Origin of the sequence: Aureimonas sp. AU20 (genome assembly GCF_001442755.1) — a bacterium.
Lineage (GTDB): Bacteria > Pseudomonadota > Alphaproteobacteria > Rhizobiales > Rhizobiaceae > Aureimonas.
Window position 1 is genome coordinate 2059275 of record NZ_CP006367.1, and the last position, 14783, is coordinate 2074057.

Sequence of the window (14783 nt, forward strand, 5' to 3'; positions counted from 1 at the left end):
CGCGGACATCCCATCGATCCTCGTGTAGGACGCCTCCGAATAAGTGGATCTCTGAGGTCAAGATTATGAACGAGAGCCGAGCCGTCGTCCCCACCGCCCATGCAAGCCGCTATCTCCAGCAACTCTGCAAACATTGGGCCCACAAGTTTGCGGTTGAGTTCACGCCCGAGCATGGCGAGATCACACTTCCCTCGGGCGTGACCGTGCTGGACGCTAGCGGCGAGGCTCTGTCGATCAAGTTGCGCGCCGAGGAAACGGGCTCGCTGGATCAGTTGGAGCAGGTCGTCGCCGATCACATCGTCCGCTTCGCCTTCCGCGAGGATCTGGTCTTCGACTGGACGCGCGAGGCCTGACGGCCGCTTCGCTCAGAACATTTCCAGGAAAAGCGGATGCGCTTCGCCTCCGGTTGAGGCGGCGAAATGAGAGGCTTTAGGGGCGGGACTCCGAGCGCTGGAGCAGGCCGCGATAGATCTCCTCGTCGTCGCAGAGGCCAGCCAGCCGCCCGAGTTCGTCCACGAGCAGGATCGGATGGTTGGTCTGGCGCTTCAGGGCGATCGCGGCTCTCAGCTTGAGATAGACCGGCGCGACGATGACGTCGCAGGGATGATCGACCCGGCCTTCCTCACCATCGGCATGACCAAGCGTTCCGCCATTGCCCTGGATATGAACGCGGACCGGCCGATCCGACGCATCGACCTGAAGCCGCACGCCGCCGGCTTCATCGAGAAGCAACGCGCCGTCCTCGCGCTTCAGCGAGCGGACGGGCCGCATCACTGCCGAACCGCGCAGGACATTGAGCGGGTTCATGTGGCGCACGAACTCGGCGACATAGGGCGTTGCCGGCGCGAGCAAAATGTCCTCCGGCTGGCCGGACTGAACGATACGGCCGTCCTGCATGATGGCGATCCGGTTTCCGAGCTTCATCGCTTCGTCCAGATCGTGGCTGACGAAGAGGATCGTCTTGCGGATGGTCTTCTGCAGTTCGAGCAGCTCGTCTTGCAGCTTGGTGCGGATCAGCGGATCGAGCGCCGAGAAGGGCTCGTCCATCAGGAGAATGTCGGCATCCGTGGCGAAGGCCCGCGCGAGGCCCACGCGCTGCTGCATTCCGCCCGAAAGCTCATGGGCATATTTGTCGGCCCATTTGGTCAGGCCGACCATGGCGAGCTTCTCGTCCACGATGCGCGTGCGCTCGTCCAGCGAGACGCCTTGGAGCTCCAGGCCGAGACCGGCATTCTGCCGGACGGTGCGCCAGGGCAGGAGCGCGAATTGCTGGAACACCATGGAGACGGTGTGAGTGCGGATGTCGCGCAGCGTGACGTCGTCGCATTTCGCCACATCCACCGGGTGCTCGCGATGGCGCACCAGCACTTCGCCGCGCGCGACTTCGTTCAGGCGGTTGACCGCGCGCAGGATGGTGGACTTCCCCGAGCCGGACAGGCCCATAAGCACGCAGATCTCGCCGCGATGAACCGACAGGTTCACGTCAGCCGCGCCCAGGACCGAATCCGTCATCTTCAGGATTTCGTCGCGCGTGCGGCCCTGGTCGATCAGCTTGAGCGCCTGCGCCCGCCTTTCTCCGAAGACGATGTCGACATTTCGAAACTCGATCGCCGGGAGGTTGCTCGTCTCCATGGTCAACGTCCTTTCGCGCGGCGCGCTTCGGGCGCCTTGCAGATGCGATCGAGCAGAATGGCGAGGATGACGATGGCGAGACCCGCCTCGAAGCCCATGCCGATATTGACGGTGTTGAGCGCCCGCACCACCGGCTTGCCCAGCCCGTCCGCGCCCACCAGAGCCGCGATCACAACCATCGAAAGGCTCAGCATGATGCATTGGGTGATGCCGGCCATGATGGTCGGCAGCGCGTGCGGCAGTTCCACCTTGTAGAGGAGCTGGCGCTTCGTGGCACCGAAGGCGCTTGCGGCTTCGCGAAGGCTCAACGGCACGGCGGCGATGCCGAGATAGGTGAGGCGGATCGGCGCCGGAATGGCGAAGATCACCGTGGAGATGAGGCCGGGCACGGCGCCGAGGCCGAACAAGACGAGCGTCGGAATGAGATAAACGAAGGTCGGGATCGTCTGCATCAGATCGAGAAACGGGCGAAGCGCCGTATAGACCCAAGGGCGATGGGCCGCCGCGATGCCAAGCGGCACGCCGATCACCATGCAGACCAGCGTCGCGCAGAAGACCAGCGAAAGGGTCTGGATCGTCTCGGTCCAGTAGCCGAGATTGACGATCAAAAGCAGCGACAGAACCGCGAAGCCGGCCAGCGCCAGCGAGCGGTGGAGAAGCCAGGCGCCGCCCGCCACGAGCGCGATGAAGACGATGGGTGGGATCAGCGACAGGCCGGTGGTCAGCCCGTCGATCAACGAGCCCAGCACGAGCGAGATCGCGTCGAAGAAGCCCTGCGCGTTGGTGGTGAGCGCAGTGACGAAATCGCGCAGCCAGACCCCGAGCGGAATCTTATGGTCGGTGAGCCAGTCGAGCATTCCGGTCGATCCTCGGGGAAGAAAGGGCGGGCGGCGCCGGGAGTGTGGGGAGGGAGCGGCGGGGCCGCCCCGTTCGCGTCGCGAACGGGGCGCCAGTCAGCCTCGCGAGATCACTTCGCCAGGGCGGCGGTCATGGCTTCGTCCGCCGGCTTGCCGTCGAAGGTCGTCACACCCGCCAGCCATGGCTTCCAGGTGTCAGCATGGCCGGCGAGCCATGTCTTGGCGGCTGCCTCCGGCGCTTTGCCGTCGTTCAGGATGGCGCCCATGATCTCGTTTTCCATGGGTAGGGAAAACACGATGTTGGACAGGAGCTTGCCGAGATTGGGACACTCGGTGGACAGGCCCTTGCGGGTCAGAGTGTAGATCGTCGCGCCGCCGTAGTTCGGCCCGAACACCTCGTCGCCGCCCGAAAGGTAGGAAATCTTGAAGCTGCTGTTCATCGGATGGGGCTCCCAGCCGAGGAAGACGATCGGCTTGTCGCCCCGCGTCTGGCGCGCGACCTGCGCGAGCATGCCCTGTTCGGAGGATTCCACGAGTTCGAACTTGCCGAGATCGAACTTGTTGTCGGCGATCATTTTGAGGATCAGGCGGTTGCCGTCGTTGCCCGGCTCGATGCCGAAGATCTTGCCGCCGAGCTGGTCGTGAAACTTGGCGATGTCGGCGAAGCTCTTCAGGCCCTGGTCGTAGAGCGTGGTGGGAACGGCTAGCGTATACTTGGCGCCTTCCAGATTGATGCGGATCGTCTCGATCGACCCTTCCTTCTTATAGGGCGCGAGATCGGCTTCCATGGTCGGCATCCAATTGCCGAGGAAAACGTCGATATCGCCGTTCTTCAGCGACGCGAACGTGACGGGCAGGGCGAGAATATCCGTCTTCGGGGTGTAGCCCAGCGCCGAAAGGAGGGTGGAGACCGAGGCCGTGGTGGCGGTGATGTCCGTCCAGCCCACATCGGCGAGGCGAACCGCCTTGCAGGACGCCGGCTCCGCCGCCGTGGCGGGAAGGGCGATCGTCGCGAAAGCGAGGGCGACGCAGGCTTTTGTCATACGGGGGGACATCATCACTCGGTATGCTCCTGTCACGGGGAACCAAAGGGCTCGTCGGCGCAAAATACACGATGTCGGCGATTGATCGGTCGAACAATCGACCTATTGCGAACCATTCCAGATGCTATGAGGCAGCCTGTCAAGAGGATGATTGAACAAACGTTCAATTGTTCGGGTTCGTATGTCGCACTGCTCCAAGTCTGAGGCAGCTTGGTTTGTTTTTGTGCAGTGCGTGCTGAGTATTGAGAAGCTTGATGGCTTATCGTGCGGCTTGCTTATGGCCATCATTCGCCATTCCGCTTGATTGAACGAACGATCAATCTCTGCTATCGCCGAATGCGTTGCGGAGAGTGAAGCATGGCTCGAACTGACACTGTCACCCGATTCGCCGGCGAAGACCAGCGCCGCCGCCAACTCGTGGAAGCGACGATCGACGCGCTGGCCGATGTCGGTTTCGCCGCTTCCAGCCTGTCCGAGATCGCCGGCCGGGCCGGCGTCGCCCCCTCGCTCGTCGCGCATTATTTCGGCGACAAGGAAGGTCTGCTCGAAGCCACGCTACGGCATCTGGCAAGCCGCGTCTCCGACAGCGCGCGGCTTCGCCTCGCCCGGGCGGAGGGTCCGAGAGAGCGCATCCAGGCGGTGATCGACGCCAATCTGGCGCCCGAGGAGTTCGACGCGCGGACGTGTTCCGTCTGGCTGGCCTTCTGGGGGCAGGTGCTCCATTCGCCGCGATTGAAGCGGGTCCAGCGCGTCTATCAGCGCCGCATGCTGTCGAACCTGCGCTACGACCTGAAAGCTTTGTGCACCGATGCCGACGCCCAGCGCATCGCCGTCTCCATCGCCGCCGTGATCGACGGGCTCTGGCTGCGTTCCACCCTGTCGGACGTCGGCGAGACCGACAGTCTGGCGGCGCGTGCCATCGCCACGAGCTTTGCGGATTCGCAGATCGCCGGTGCCCGGCCGCGCAGCCCGGCGGAAAAGCCGAAACTGCCGCGCGCCCGGGGCGTGCGCGTCCTCACCAGTCATATCGGCGGCGACTATCTGCCGCTCGATCCCAATGCCGAAACCTTTGCCACGATCAACCCGGCGACCTCCGAGGTGCTGGCCGAGATCGTGATCGCCGGAGAGGCGGAGGTCGATAGCGCGGTCGCCCTGGCACGCGAGGCGCAGCGCGGCTGGGGCGCGATGACGGGCGCCGAGCGCGGCCGCATCCTCCAGCGCGTCGCCACGCGCCTTCGCGAACGCAACGGCGAACTGGCGCTCCTGGAAACCCGCGACACCGGCAAGCCCATCCAGGAGACGCAGGCCGTCGACGTCCTGTCGGGGGCGGACTGCATCGAATATTTCGCAGGTCTCGCGGCGGGCATCGCGGGCGAGCATGTCGATCTCGGGCCCCAGGCCTTCGGCTACACCCGCCGCGAGCCGCTCGGCGTCGTCGCCGGCATCGGCGCTTGGAACTACCCCCTGCAGATCGCGTGCTGGAAGGCCGCGCCCGCGCTGGCCGCCGGCAACAGCGTGATCTTCAAGCCGGCGGAGCTGACGCCTCTCACCGCGCTCAAGCTCGCCGAGATCATGGCCGAATGCGGCGTGCCGGCGGGCGTCTTCAATCTCGTGCAGGGCGACGGGCGCACCGGGCGCCTTCTGTCGCGCCATCCCGGCATCGCCAAGATTTCGCTGACCGGCGAGGTCGGCACCGGCAAGAAGGTGATGGCCGACGCCAGCGCAACCCTGAAGCAGGTGACGCTGGAACTCGGCGGCAAGTCGCCGCTGATCGTCTTCGCGGACGCCGATCTGGACGACGCGGTGGGCGGCGCGATGCTGGCCAATTTCTACTCCGCCGGCGAGGTCTGTTCCAACGGCACGCGCGTCTTCGTGCACGAGGACGTGCGCGAGGTCTTCCTGGAGAAGCTGGCGGCGCGCACCCGCGCCATGGTGGTGGGGGACCCGACCGATCCGGCGACGCAGGTCGGCGCGCTGATCTCGGAAGCGCATATGCACAAGGTCCTGTCCTATATCGAGGAAGGGCGGCGGGAGGGCGCGCGCCTCGTCGCAGGCGGCGAGCGCGTCGTCGAGGGGGCGCTCGGCAAAGGCTTCTTCGTGCGGCCGGCGATTTTCGACGCCTGTTCGGACGGAATGCGGATCGTGCGCGAGGAAATCTTCGGCCCGGTCATGACGGTCCTGTCCTTCCGCGACGAGGACGAGGTGATCGCCCGCGCCAACGACACGCGCTTCGGCCTCGCCGCCGGCGTCTTCACGCGCGATCTCGCGAGGGCGCACCGGACGGTGGCGTGCCTCGAAGCCGGCACGACTTGGATCAACACCTACAACATCACGCCGATCGAACTGCCCTTCGGCGGCACCAAGGAATCCGGCCTCGGCAGGGAGAATGGCCGCGCGGCGCTTCTGGTCCATACCGAGGCCAAGAGCGTCTACGTCAATCTCGGGCGCGTCGACGCGCCCTACTGATCGGGGATGGCGATGGAGATCGAACAGTTCGATTACGTGATCGTCGGCGCCGGTTCGGCGGGCTGCGTGCTCGCCAATCGCCTCACCGAGGATGGCAAGAGCACGGTTCTGCTTCTCGAATTCGGCGGCTCCGACCGCTCGCTTCTGATCCAGATGCCGAGCGCGCTGTCGATCCCAATGAACATGAAGAAGTACAATTGGGGCTACGCGTCCGAGCCCGAGCCGCATCTGGGCGGGCGCCGCATCAACTGCCCGCGCGGCAAGGTTCTGGGCGGCTCGTCCTCGATCAACGGCATGGTCTATGTCCGGGGCGCTCCCGCCGATTTCGATCGTTGGGAACGCGAGGGGGCAACGGGATGGAGCTATCCCGACGTTCTCCCGTATTTCCGCAAGGCTGAGCACCGCCGCGTCGGCGGCGATCCCTATCGCGGCGACGAGGGTGCGCTGCACACGACCTATGGCACGCTGGAGAATCCGCTCTACGAGGCCTTCGTGGAGGCGGCGGGGCAGGCCGGCCATGCGCTGAACCAAGACATCAACGGCGCGACGCAGGAAGGCTTCGGCCGGATGGACATGACGGTTCACGAGGGCCGCCGCTGGTCCACCGCCAACGCCTATCTCAAACCCGCGCTGGGGCGGTCCAACCTGAAGGTGGAAATTCACGCGCTGGTGGAGCGCATCCTGTTCGACGGGCGGAGCGCGTCCGGCGTCGCCTATCGCGTGGGCGGCACGGAGCGGCGGGCGCTCGCCCGGCGCGAGGTGATCCTGTCGGCCGGCTCCATCAACTCGCCCAAGCTCTTGAAGCTGTCCGGCGTCGGGCCGCGGGCGGAGCTCAGCCGGCACGGAATCGAGGTCGTGGCGGATCGATCGGGGGTCGGCGAGAACCTGCAGGACCATCTGGAATTCTATTTCCAGGTCGCCTGCCAACTGCCGATCACGCTCTTCTCCTCCATGACGCCCTTCGCCAAGGGGGCGATTGGGGCGCGCTGGCTCTTCACCAAGAAGGGGCTGGGGGCGACCAACCATTTCGAGAGCTGCGGCTTCATTCGCTCGCGGCCCGAGGTCGAGCACGCCGACATTCAGTATCACTTCCTGCCGCTGGCCGTGACCTATGACGGGCGCGGACTTGCCTCCGAGCACGGGTTCCAGGCCCATGTCGGGCCGATGCGCTCGAAATCGCGCGGCCATGTCCAGTTGGCGTCGGCCGATCCGGCCGCGCCGCCGAGCATCCTGTTCAACTATATGAGCCATCCCGACGACTGGGCGGAGATGAGAGCCTGCGTGCGGCTGACGCGCCAGATCTTTGCCCAGCCCGCCTTCGATCGTTATCGCGGCCGGGAGATCCAGCCGGGCGATGCGGTTCAGACCGACGCCGAGATCGACGCCTTCATCACCGAGCATGTGGAAAGCGCCTATCACCCGTCCTGCTCCTGCCGTATGGGCGCGGCGGAGGATGCGCTGGCGGTGGTCGATCCGCAGACGCGGGTGATCGGCGTCGACAGACTGCGCGTCGTCGATTCCTCGATCATGCCCTCGATCACCACCGGCAATCTCAACGCGCCGACCATCATGATCGCGGAAAAGGCCGCCGACATCATTCGCGACCGCGCGGCCCTTCCGCGCGCCGACGTGCCGTACCAGCGCGTCGCCTATCTGCCCGCGCCGGCGCAAGGGGTGATGTAGGCCGACGCTTGTGGTGCCGGCGACGGTCCTTCGCGCCGGCAGCAAACTTCATGATGCTCGATGTGCATCACCGACGAGTCATTGAGAAACAGGCCGCCGCATCGGGTTCACGCGGAGGCTCGAATCGTCGTGAACTTCAGGCCCTCGTCCGCTTGGCCGGCACGGCGCCGATGGCCCGTAGATGGTCGAGAATGGCCCGGGCGGCCATTTCGGGGTCGGGATCGACTAGCTTTTGACCCCCTTTAGCAGACGTTGTTTCGGTCGCGGCGCGCAGGCGATCGGCCGCGCTGCCTCCTGCCGCGACGGCCTTCACCTTGGCGCGAAGGCGCATCAGGCGCTCCACCGGGCGCTCCTCGGTAGCGGTCGTCGTCACCGCGTCCCGCGTTTCGATCCGACCCCGACGCTCCTGCGCGAACGCATAGGCGCGCGCGGCCGGAGCGGCGGGATGGAGCGTGAGGACGAGCGGTCCGCTCTGGCGGGTCATCAGGCGTTCGCCCTTGGGAAGCGCGCTCGCCACCTCGAACCCGTCCGATGTCGGCCGCAGATCGACCGCATCGGCTAAAATTGGCATGTCGAGCGCCTCGGCCAGCCGATAGGGCACGAGCCCCGTCTCGTCGCCGCCGACCGAGCGAGGCCCTGCCAAGACGAGGTCGGGCTGAAACCGGGCGAGTTCGGCGCCGAGCACCGGCACGGGATCGGCGCCCTCGGGCAAGGGCAGATGCACCAGACGCTGCAGACCGTGGCCGAGCGCGGCGCGCGCGGCGTCAAGGTTCGGCCCGGCATGAAAGCCGAAGAGTTCGCCCCTCAGTTCCAGACCCAGCGTCACGGCCTGCGCTTCCACGCGGGAGAGGGCGGGCTGGCCGGAAACGGGGTGCAGGCTCGCGGACAGAAGCACGGCGATCCTCATGCGTCCTCCTCCAGAAGCCGCAGCAGCGCCGCCATCACGGGATGGGCGTCCGCCACGATGGAAAGCTCCGCGCGCTCCACCATGGCGGCGTGCAGATCGGTGTTGACGGCCAGGACATGGGCGCAGCCGGCAATGCCCTGGAGATGCTGCGGCGCGCCGGCAATGCCGAAGGCGAGGTAGCAATCGGCGGCGAGCACCGTTCCGGACGCTCCGACCTGCGCGGCGCGAGGCATGTCACCGCTGTCGCAGACCACGCGGCTTGCGCCCGGCGTGCCGCCGAGCGCCTGCGCCAACGCGCGGAACAGGTCGAAATCCCGGATGCCGTTGCCGACGGAGACGACGAAGTCGGAATCGGCAAGGGCGAGCGAGCCGCGCGCCGGCCGCACCCGCTCCACCGTGCGATGGGACGGCGGAAGGTCGGGCATGGCGACCACCTTGCCCTCGCGCGGCCCCTCCGCCCGAAGCGGCACCATGTCGGGCACCAGGGTCAGGAGAGCGGGAAGCTCGGCACGCTCCTGATCGACCTTTCGGCCCCGCACGGCACGCATGAGCCCGCGCGCCCCGATCTGCTCGACGCCGGGAAAGAAGGGCAGCGCGAAGTGGGCGGCCAGGCGCCGGGCGAGATCGCCGCCCGCCGGCGTCTCGGCCAGCACGAGATGGGGCAGAGCAAGCGAGCGGTGCAGCGCGGCGACCTGTTCGAAGCGATCGGCCGGATGGGGCGTCGGGGCAAGGATCACGACACGGTCCGCTCCGGCGGCCCCGGCCTCCGGTGCCTCGCGGTCGATCGCCAACACCACGCCGCCCGCCTTGCCGGCGGCCAGACGCGCGGCGGCCAGAAGCTGGCGGTCGAGCATGGTAAGCGGACCGGAGCCGGGATCGGCGACCACGAGAATGCGCAGCGCCGCATCGTCCACCACGATCGCAGCCGGCGCGGCTTCGGGCGCGGAGACGAGCGGAACCTGCGCGGCGAAGGCGATCGGCGCATGCTGCTGCCGGTCGAGCCGAAGGCGAGGCTCGCGCCGCGCGATCTGAGCCCCCGCTTCCGCGCGCGGGTCGCGGCGCGGACGCCCGATCCGCTGGGTCCAGTCGTAGCGGGGACGGGGGCTGCTCGCGGCCAGGAGATGGGTCGCGCGCTCAGCGCGAGGGTCACGGCGTGCGCGCATCAGGCAAGCTCCGAAAGGCGCGCGCCTATCTGCATGGCCGGCGTCGCGTCAGCGGTGTCGAGGGCGCGCAGCACGAGTTCGGCGATGTCCAACACGTCCGGCCTTTCGCCGACGACGCCTTCCAGCATGGCCGTGCATTGCGGGCAGGCGACCGCGACGAGGGCGGCACCGGTCTCCTTTGCTTGCCCCATGCGAAGATCGGGAATGCGCCGCTCGCCCGCCACGTCCGTCACCGGCGCGCCGCCGCCGCCGCCGCAGCACATGGAGCGCTTGCCCGAGCGCGCCATCTCGCGCCGCTCCAGGCCGAGCCGGTCGAGCAGCCGACGCGGCGCGTCGAACTCGCCATTGTAGCGGCCGAGATAGCAGGGGTCGTGATAGGTGACGATTTGCGGCGCCTGCGCGCGCAGCCGCAGCCGCCCCGTCGCCGCGAGTTCATCCAGAAAGGCGGTGTGGTGAACCACGTCGTACTGGCCGCCGAAGGCGGAATATTCGTTGCGCAGAACATGCAGAGAGTGCGGATCGGCCGTCACGATTCGCCGGAAGCGATAGCGCGAAAGCGTTTCGACGTTCAGCCGTGCCAGCCGCTGGAAGCTCGCCTCGTCTCCCAGCCGGCGAGCGAGATCGCCGCAATCGCGCTCCTCCGCTCCGAGAATGGCGAAGTCCACATTGGCCGCCTGAAGAAGCTGGACCAAGGCACGCAAGGTCCGGCCCGTCCGCAGATCGAACGCGTTGGTGCCGAGCCAGAGCAGGATCTCGGCCTCGCCCTTGGCGGCCATCACGGGCACCGGCAAACCGGCGGCGAAGTCCGCGCGCGCGCTGAGCGGCGCGCCGCCCGGCTCGTCGGCGCCGCGAAGGTCGAGAAGCGCCTGTTCCGCCTTGAGCGGCACGGCGCCCTGTTCCAGCGTCTGGAAGCGACGCAGATCGACGATCGCATCGACATGCTCGATCATCATAGGGCATTCCTCCACGCAGGCGCGGCAGGTGGTGCAGCTCCACAGCGTGTCGGGATGGATCAAGGCGCCTTCGCCGATAATCGGCTGGTGAAAGCCGCTGACGCCGGCCACGGGCCGGGCCTGGGGATAGTCGCTGCCGGCATAGGCCGGGTTGCCGCCGGGCGTCATCGCGCTGGCGAGATCCTGCACGAGGCGCTTGGGGTTAAGCGGCTGGCCGGCGGCGAAGGCCGGGCAAGCGGCCTCGCAGCGGCCGCACTGGATGCAGGCGTCGAGGCCGAGAAGCCGGTTCCAGGCGAGATCGGCTGGGGCCTCCACGCCGAGCTTGGGCGCTTCGAGATCGAGCGGCCGGAGCGCAGTCTCCTGGCGTCCTTCGAACCGGCCGGGGCGGGGATGGGCGGCAAGATGCAGGGCGCCGGTCACCGCATGGCGCATCGGCCCGCCACCGGTCTGCCAGGCAAGGCCGAGACCGCCCGCCACCGCAAGCAGCAGGCCAAGAGCGAAAAGAGCCGTGGGGAGGGCGAGCGCGAGGCTCCCGGCGGTGAGGGCACCGCCGGTGGCATAGGCGAGAAGCAGAAACGGCAAGACCTGAAAGGCGCCGCCGGAAAGCCGCTTCGGCTTGGTCGGCACGCGCCGGGCGCCGACGGCGAGCGCCCCGGCGAGCATGGCAATAAAGAGCAGCGCGACGACGCCCCAGAACAGGCGGGACGCACCCAGCGGCGGCACGAGGCCGAGAAGCGCTAGACCCGTCGCGCCCAGCAGCCCGCCCGCGACGGCCGCGTGCATTCGGGCGGCGTAGGGATCGCGCGCCACGACATGATGAACGTCCACGAGATAACGGCGCGGCACGGCGGCGAGGCCTTGGGGCCAGTTCACACGCCCCGGGGCGCCCGCGCGCCAGAGGCGGATGCGGGGCGCGAGGCGAACGAGCGCCACGGCGACCATGACAAGAGCGAGAAGCGGAAGGGCGAGGCTCATTCTTCGGCTCCCCTGGCGCCGGCGCGGCGGGCGGCGCGGCCCATGGTCAGAGATCCTTGCAGAGGCGTAGGGCGTCGTAGAGCGCGGCGTGGATGTTGCGGCCCGCCACCGCGTCGCCCAGCCGGTAGAGCTGGAAGCCCTCGCCGCCATTGGGCTGCGGCCGACCCTCCACCAGCGCCTCCTGGTCGATCTGGCCGTGATTGGCCGACTGCGCCTTCAGGTCGAAGTAGAGCCTGTCCACCGGCAGCGTGCCGTAGTCCACCACGACACGGTCCACGACGCGCTCTTCTTCCGCGTCGGTATGCGTGTTGCGCAGGGCCGCCACCAGCCGGTTGCCCTCGGGATAGACCTCGATCAGCTCCATGTTGGGCGTCATCACCACGCCGAGCTTGTAGAGCTCACGGATATGGATCGGCTGGTTGGTGGTGCCGATCTCCTCGCCGATCATCCGGTCATGCGTGGCGATCTCGACCAGGCAGCCGCGCTTGGCCATGAACTCGGCCGTCGAGGACGCGTTGTGCTGGCCCTGCTCGTCATAGAGAAGGATCGAGCCGGTCGGCTCCACCTTGCCGGTGAGCACGTCCCAGGTCGAGATCGCGTGCTCCTCCGCACCCTTGGCATGGCCGAGATTGGGGAGGCCGCCGGTCGCGACGATCACCACGTCCGGCCGCTCGGCCAGAACGGCCGCCTCCGTCGCCTCTGTCCCGAGCCGGATATCGACGCCGAGCTTGGCCACCTGCGCGCCGAGCCAACGCGGAATGCCCGACAAGGCTTCGCGCCAAGTGCCCTTGGCCGCGATGGCGATCTGCCCGCCGAGGCTTGCCTGCTTTTCGAACAGGACGACGCGGTGCCCGCGCTCGGCCGAAACGCGCGCCGCCTCCAAGCCCGCCGGGCCGCCGCCGATCACGACCACGGTCTTATGCCGCCCGTCGGTCTTCGGAATGACGTGCGGCATCTTGGCCTCGCGGCCGGTCGCCGCGTTCTGGAGGCAGAGCGCGTCGCCGCCGACATAGATGCGGTCGATGCAGTAGCCCGCGCCCACGCATTGGCGGATGTCGTCGGCGCGCCCTTCCTGCAGCTTCTTGACGAGATGCGGATCGGCGATGTGCGCGCGCGTCATCGCCACCATGTCCACATGCCCTTCATGGACGGCGCGGGCGGCGGTGGCGAGGTCGGTCACGCGCTGCGCGTGGAAGACGGGAACGTCCACTTCGCGCTTCACCGCGCTCGGCAGGAACAGGAAGGGCGCGACGGGGAAGCTCATGTTGGGAAGCGAGATCGCGTGGGCGATGTGGTCGCGCGCCTGGCCGCCGATGATGTTCAGGAAGTCGACGAGCCCACGCCGGGAATATTCGGCGGCGATCGTCAGGAGATCGTCCTGCGACAGGCCATCAGCCACCATCTCGTCGCCTGACATGCGGATGCCGATCAGGAAGTCTTCGCCCGCGGCCTCGCGCATGGCTTCCAGCACCTCGATGCCGAAGCGCATCCGGTTCTCCAGCGAGCCACCATATTCGTCGGTGCGCCTGTTCACGGAGGGCGACCAGAACTGGTCCACGAGATGGCCATGCGCGGCGGAGATCTCGCAGCCGTCGAGCTGCCCCTCGCGCGCCCGCCGCGCAGCGTTCGCGAAGCCGCGCACGACGCGCTGGATGTCTTCCTTCTCCATCTCCTTGGGCGTGGAGCGCGAGGCCGGCTCGCGGCGCACGGAAGGCGCGATGGTCGGCATCCAGTTGTCGGTGTTGTCCTTGGTGCGCCGGCCCATATGCGTCAGCTGAATCATCAGCTTGGCGCCGTGCCGGTGGATGCGCTCGGCGAACTGTTGGAAGTGCGGCACGACGCTGTCGTCGGTCAGCGAGATCTGCGCCCAGGGCGTCGCCGGGCTGTCGATCGCCACGGAGGAGGAGCCGCCGAACATGGTGAGCCCGATGCCGCCCTTGGCCTTTTCCTCGTGATAGAGCTGGTAGCGCTCCTGCGGCTTGCCGTCCGACCCGTAGCCCGGCGCGTGGCTGGTGGACATGACGCGGTTGCGGAAGGTCACGCCCCGGATCGTCAGCGGTTTCAGAAGCGCTTCGGCGTGAGCGATCATGAAAGGGTCTCCGAAAGCGGAACGGACGAGAGGGGAAGGGGGACGGGCCGCGTGGGTCCGCGCTCGGCGCGCGGCGCATGGCCGAAACGACGGCGATAGGCGGCGGAGAAATGCGCCGAGGAAACGAACCCGGACGCGGCGCCGATGGCGGTGACGGCAAGGTCGGACTGGCGCAGAAGCTCGCGCGCATGGTCGAGCCGCAGCGTCATGGAGAATTCCGCCGGCCCCATGCCGGTGTGGTGTCGAAACAGGCGCTCCAACTGGCGCGGGGACAGGCCGACGCGCGCGGCGACTGCGGCGACCGTCAACGGCGCGCCGATCGTTCGGGCCATGAGGGCGCCGGCCTGTTCCAGCGCGGGATGGTGCAGGCGCTTGGAGCGGAGCGGCGCGTGCTGGGGCTCGGTGCCGCCGCGAAGGCGATCCAGCACGAACTGTTCCGACATGCGCTCGGCCGTCGGCCGGCCCAGCCGCGCCTCGATAAAGGCGCCCATCATGTCGATCGGCGCCGAGCCGCCCGAGCAGGTGAAGCGGTCGCGGTCGATCACGAAGAGATCGTCGGCGAAGTCCACCGCCTCGAACTCCTCGCGGATGGCGCCGAGGTTTTCCCAATGGATGGCGCAGCGATAGCCGTCGAGAAGCCCGGCCTCGGCCAGCGCGAAACTGCCGGTGCAAAGCGCGCCGAGCGGCAGGCCGCGCCGGGCGACGCGTCGCAGCTCCTCCAGCGTGCGCCGGTCCACCGCCTGGCGCACGTCGACGCCGCCGCACACGAACAGGACATCGAAGCCGGAGCCCGCGTTAAGCGCCTCGGTCGGCCCGAGCGTCAGGCCGCCGGAGGCCTTGGCCGGCGCGCCGTCCGGCGTCAGCACCTGCCAAGCATAGATCTCGCGGCCCGCCACGTAATTGGCCATGCGGCAGGCTTCGATCGCCGCCGAAACGGCGATCAGCGAATAGTTGGGCAGGGTCAGGAAGCCGAAGCGGGTGAGGCTGGAAAGCAGGGGTGCGCCGGCGCCCATGG

Annotated in this window: 11 protein-coding genes; 3 read left to right on the forward strand and 8 right to left on the reverse strand. The window is 67.8% G+C overall.

Annotated elements, in window-relative coordinates:
• Positions 1-65 precede the first annotated feature (65 nt).
• Positions 66-353, forward strand: coding sequence for a DUF2218 domain-containing protein (locus tag M673_RS09075; protein WP_061975503.1), 288 nt, complete (start codon positions 66-68; stop codon positions 351-353).
• 76 nt (positions 354-429) lie between these two features.
• Here M673_RS09075 and choV read toward each other — a convergent pair whose 3' ends face one another.
• The 3 genes from choV to M673_RS09090 all read right to left on the reverse strand — a co-directional run bounded on the left by choV (position 430) and on the right by M673_RS09090 (position 3547).
• Entirely contained in the window at positions 430-1632 is a 1203-nt protein-coding gene (choV, locus tag M673_RS09080) for a choline ABC transporter ATP-binding protein (protein ID WP_061975505.1), read from the reverse strand.
• 2 nt (positions 1633-1634) lie between these two features.
• On the reverse strand, positions 1635-2489 hold the full coding sequence (choW, locus tag M673_RS09085; protein WP_061975507.1) for a choline ABC transporter permease subunit: 855 nt from the start codon (positions 2487-2489) through the stop codon (positions 1635-1637).
• A gap of 110 nt (positions 2490-2599) precedes the next feature.
• Positions 2600-3547: a choline ABC transporter substrate-binding protein gene (locus M673_RS09090; protein WP_374755541.1), complete on the reverse strand. Its 948-nt coding sequence runs from the start codon at positions 3545-3547 to the stop codon at positions 2600-2602.
• Positions 3548-3889: 342 nt separating this feature from the next.
• On the opposite strand from M673_RS09090, the gene betB reads away from it, so the two are divergent.
• Positions 3890-5998: a betaine-aldehyde dehydrogenase gene (gene betB / locus M673_RS09095; RefSeq protein WP_061975511.1), complete on the forward strand. Its 2109-nt coding sequence runs from the start codon at positions 3890-3892 to the stop codon at positions 5996-5998.
• A gap of 12 nt (positions 5999-6010) precedes the next feature.
• On the forward strand, positions 6011-7681 hold the full coding sequence (gene betA, locus M673_RS09100) for a choline dehydrogenase (RefSeq protein ID WP_061975513.1): 1671 nt from the start codon (positions 6011-6013) through the stop codon (positions 7679-7681).
• 136 nt (positions 7682-7817) lie between these two features.
• Here the strand turns inward: betA and M673_RS09105 are convergent, their stop codons facing one another.
• The 5 genes from M673_RS09105 to M673_RS09125 are packed head-to-tail and all read right to left on the reverse strand — an operon-like array spanning position 7818 to position 14781.
• A complete protein-coding gene (locus M673_RS09105; protein WP_061975515.1) occupies positions 7818-8588 on the reverse strand; it encodes a hypothetical protein in 771 nt (256 codons plus the stop codon).
• Complete coding sequence (locus M673_RS09110) at positions 8585-9751, reverse strand: FAD-binding protein (protein WP_306302804.1); 1167 nt, start codon at positions 9749-9751, stop codon at positions 8585-8587. The genes M673_RS09105 and M673_RS09110 overlap by 4 nt, the downstream gene beginning before the upstream one ends.
• Positions 9751-11679, reverse strand: coding sequence for a DUF3483 domain-containing protein (locus tag M673_RS09115; RefSeq protein ID WP_061975520.1), 1929 nt, complete (start codon positions 11677-11679; stop codon positions 9751-9753). Before M673_RS09115 ends, M673_RS09110 begins: the two co-directional genes overlap by 1 nt.
• A gap of 46 nt (positions 11680-11725) precedes the next feature.
• Complete coding sequence (locus M673_RS09120) at positions 11726-13768, reverse strand: oxidoreductase (protein WP_061975522.1); 2043 nt, start codon at positions 13766-13768, stop codon at positions 11726-11728.
• Complete coding sequence (locus M673_RS09125) at positions 13765-14781, reverse strand: GlxA family transcriptional regulator (RefSeq protein ID WP_061975524.1); 1017 nt, start codon at positions 14779-14781, stop codon at positions 13765-13767. Before M673_RS09125 ends, M673_RS09120 begins: the two co-directional genes overlap by 4 nt.
• Positions 14782-14783: the final 2 nt, after the last annotated feature.

What these genes read in the sequence shown, in the direction of transcription:
- betA (WP_061975513.1), top strand. Translation starts at nt 6,011, where the DNA reads ATGGAGATCGAACAGTTCGATTACGTGATCGTCGGCGCCGGTTCGGCG.
- M673_RS09075 (WP_061975503.1), top strand. Translation starts at nt 66, where the DNA reads ATGAACGAGAGCCGAGCCGTCGTCCCCACCGCCCATGCAAGCCGCTAT.
- M673_RS09125 (WP_061975524.1), bottom strand. Translation starts at nt 14,781, where the DNA reads ATGGGCGCCGGCGCACCCCTGCTTTCCAGCCTCACCCGCTTCGGCTTC.
- choW (WP_061975507.1), bottom strand. Translation starts at nt 2,489, where the DNA reads ATGCTCGACTGGCTCACCGACCATAAGATTCCGCTCGGGGTCTGGCTG.
- M673_RS09090 (WP_374755541.1), bottom strand. Translation starts at nt 3,547, where the DNA reads ATGATGTCCCCCCGTATGACAAAAGCCTGCGTCGCCCTCGCTTTCGCG.
- choV (WP_061975505.1), bottom strand. Translation starts at nt 1,632, where the DNA reads ATGGAGACGAGCAACCTCCCGGCGATCGAGTTTCGAAATGTCGACATC.
- M673_RS09120 (WP_061975522.1), bottom strand. Translation starts at nt 13,768, where the DNA reads ATGATCGCTCACGCCGAAGCGCTTCTGAAACCGCTGACGATCCGGGGC.
- betB (WP_061975511.1), top strand. Translation starts at nt 3,890, where the DNA reads ATGGCTCGAACTGACACTGTCACCCGATTCGCCGGCGAAGACCAGCGC.
- M673_RS09115 (WP_061975520.1), bottom strand. Translation starts at nt 11,679, where the DNA reads ATGAGCCTCGCCCTTCCGCTTCTCGCTCTTGTCATGGTCGCCGTGGCG.
- M673_RS09105 (WP_061975515.1), bottom strand. Translation starts at nt 8,588, where the DNA reads ATGAGGATCGCCGTGCTTCTGTCCGCGAGCCTGCACCCCGTTTCCGGC.
- M673_RS09110 (WP_306302804.1), bottom strand. Translation starts at nt 9,751, where the DNA reads ATGCGCGCACGCCGTGACCCTCGCGCTGAGCGCGCGACCCATCTCCTG.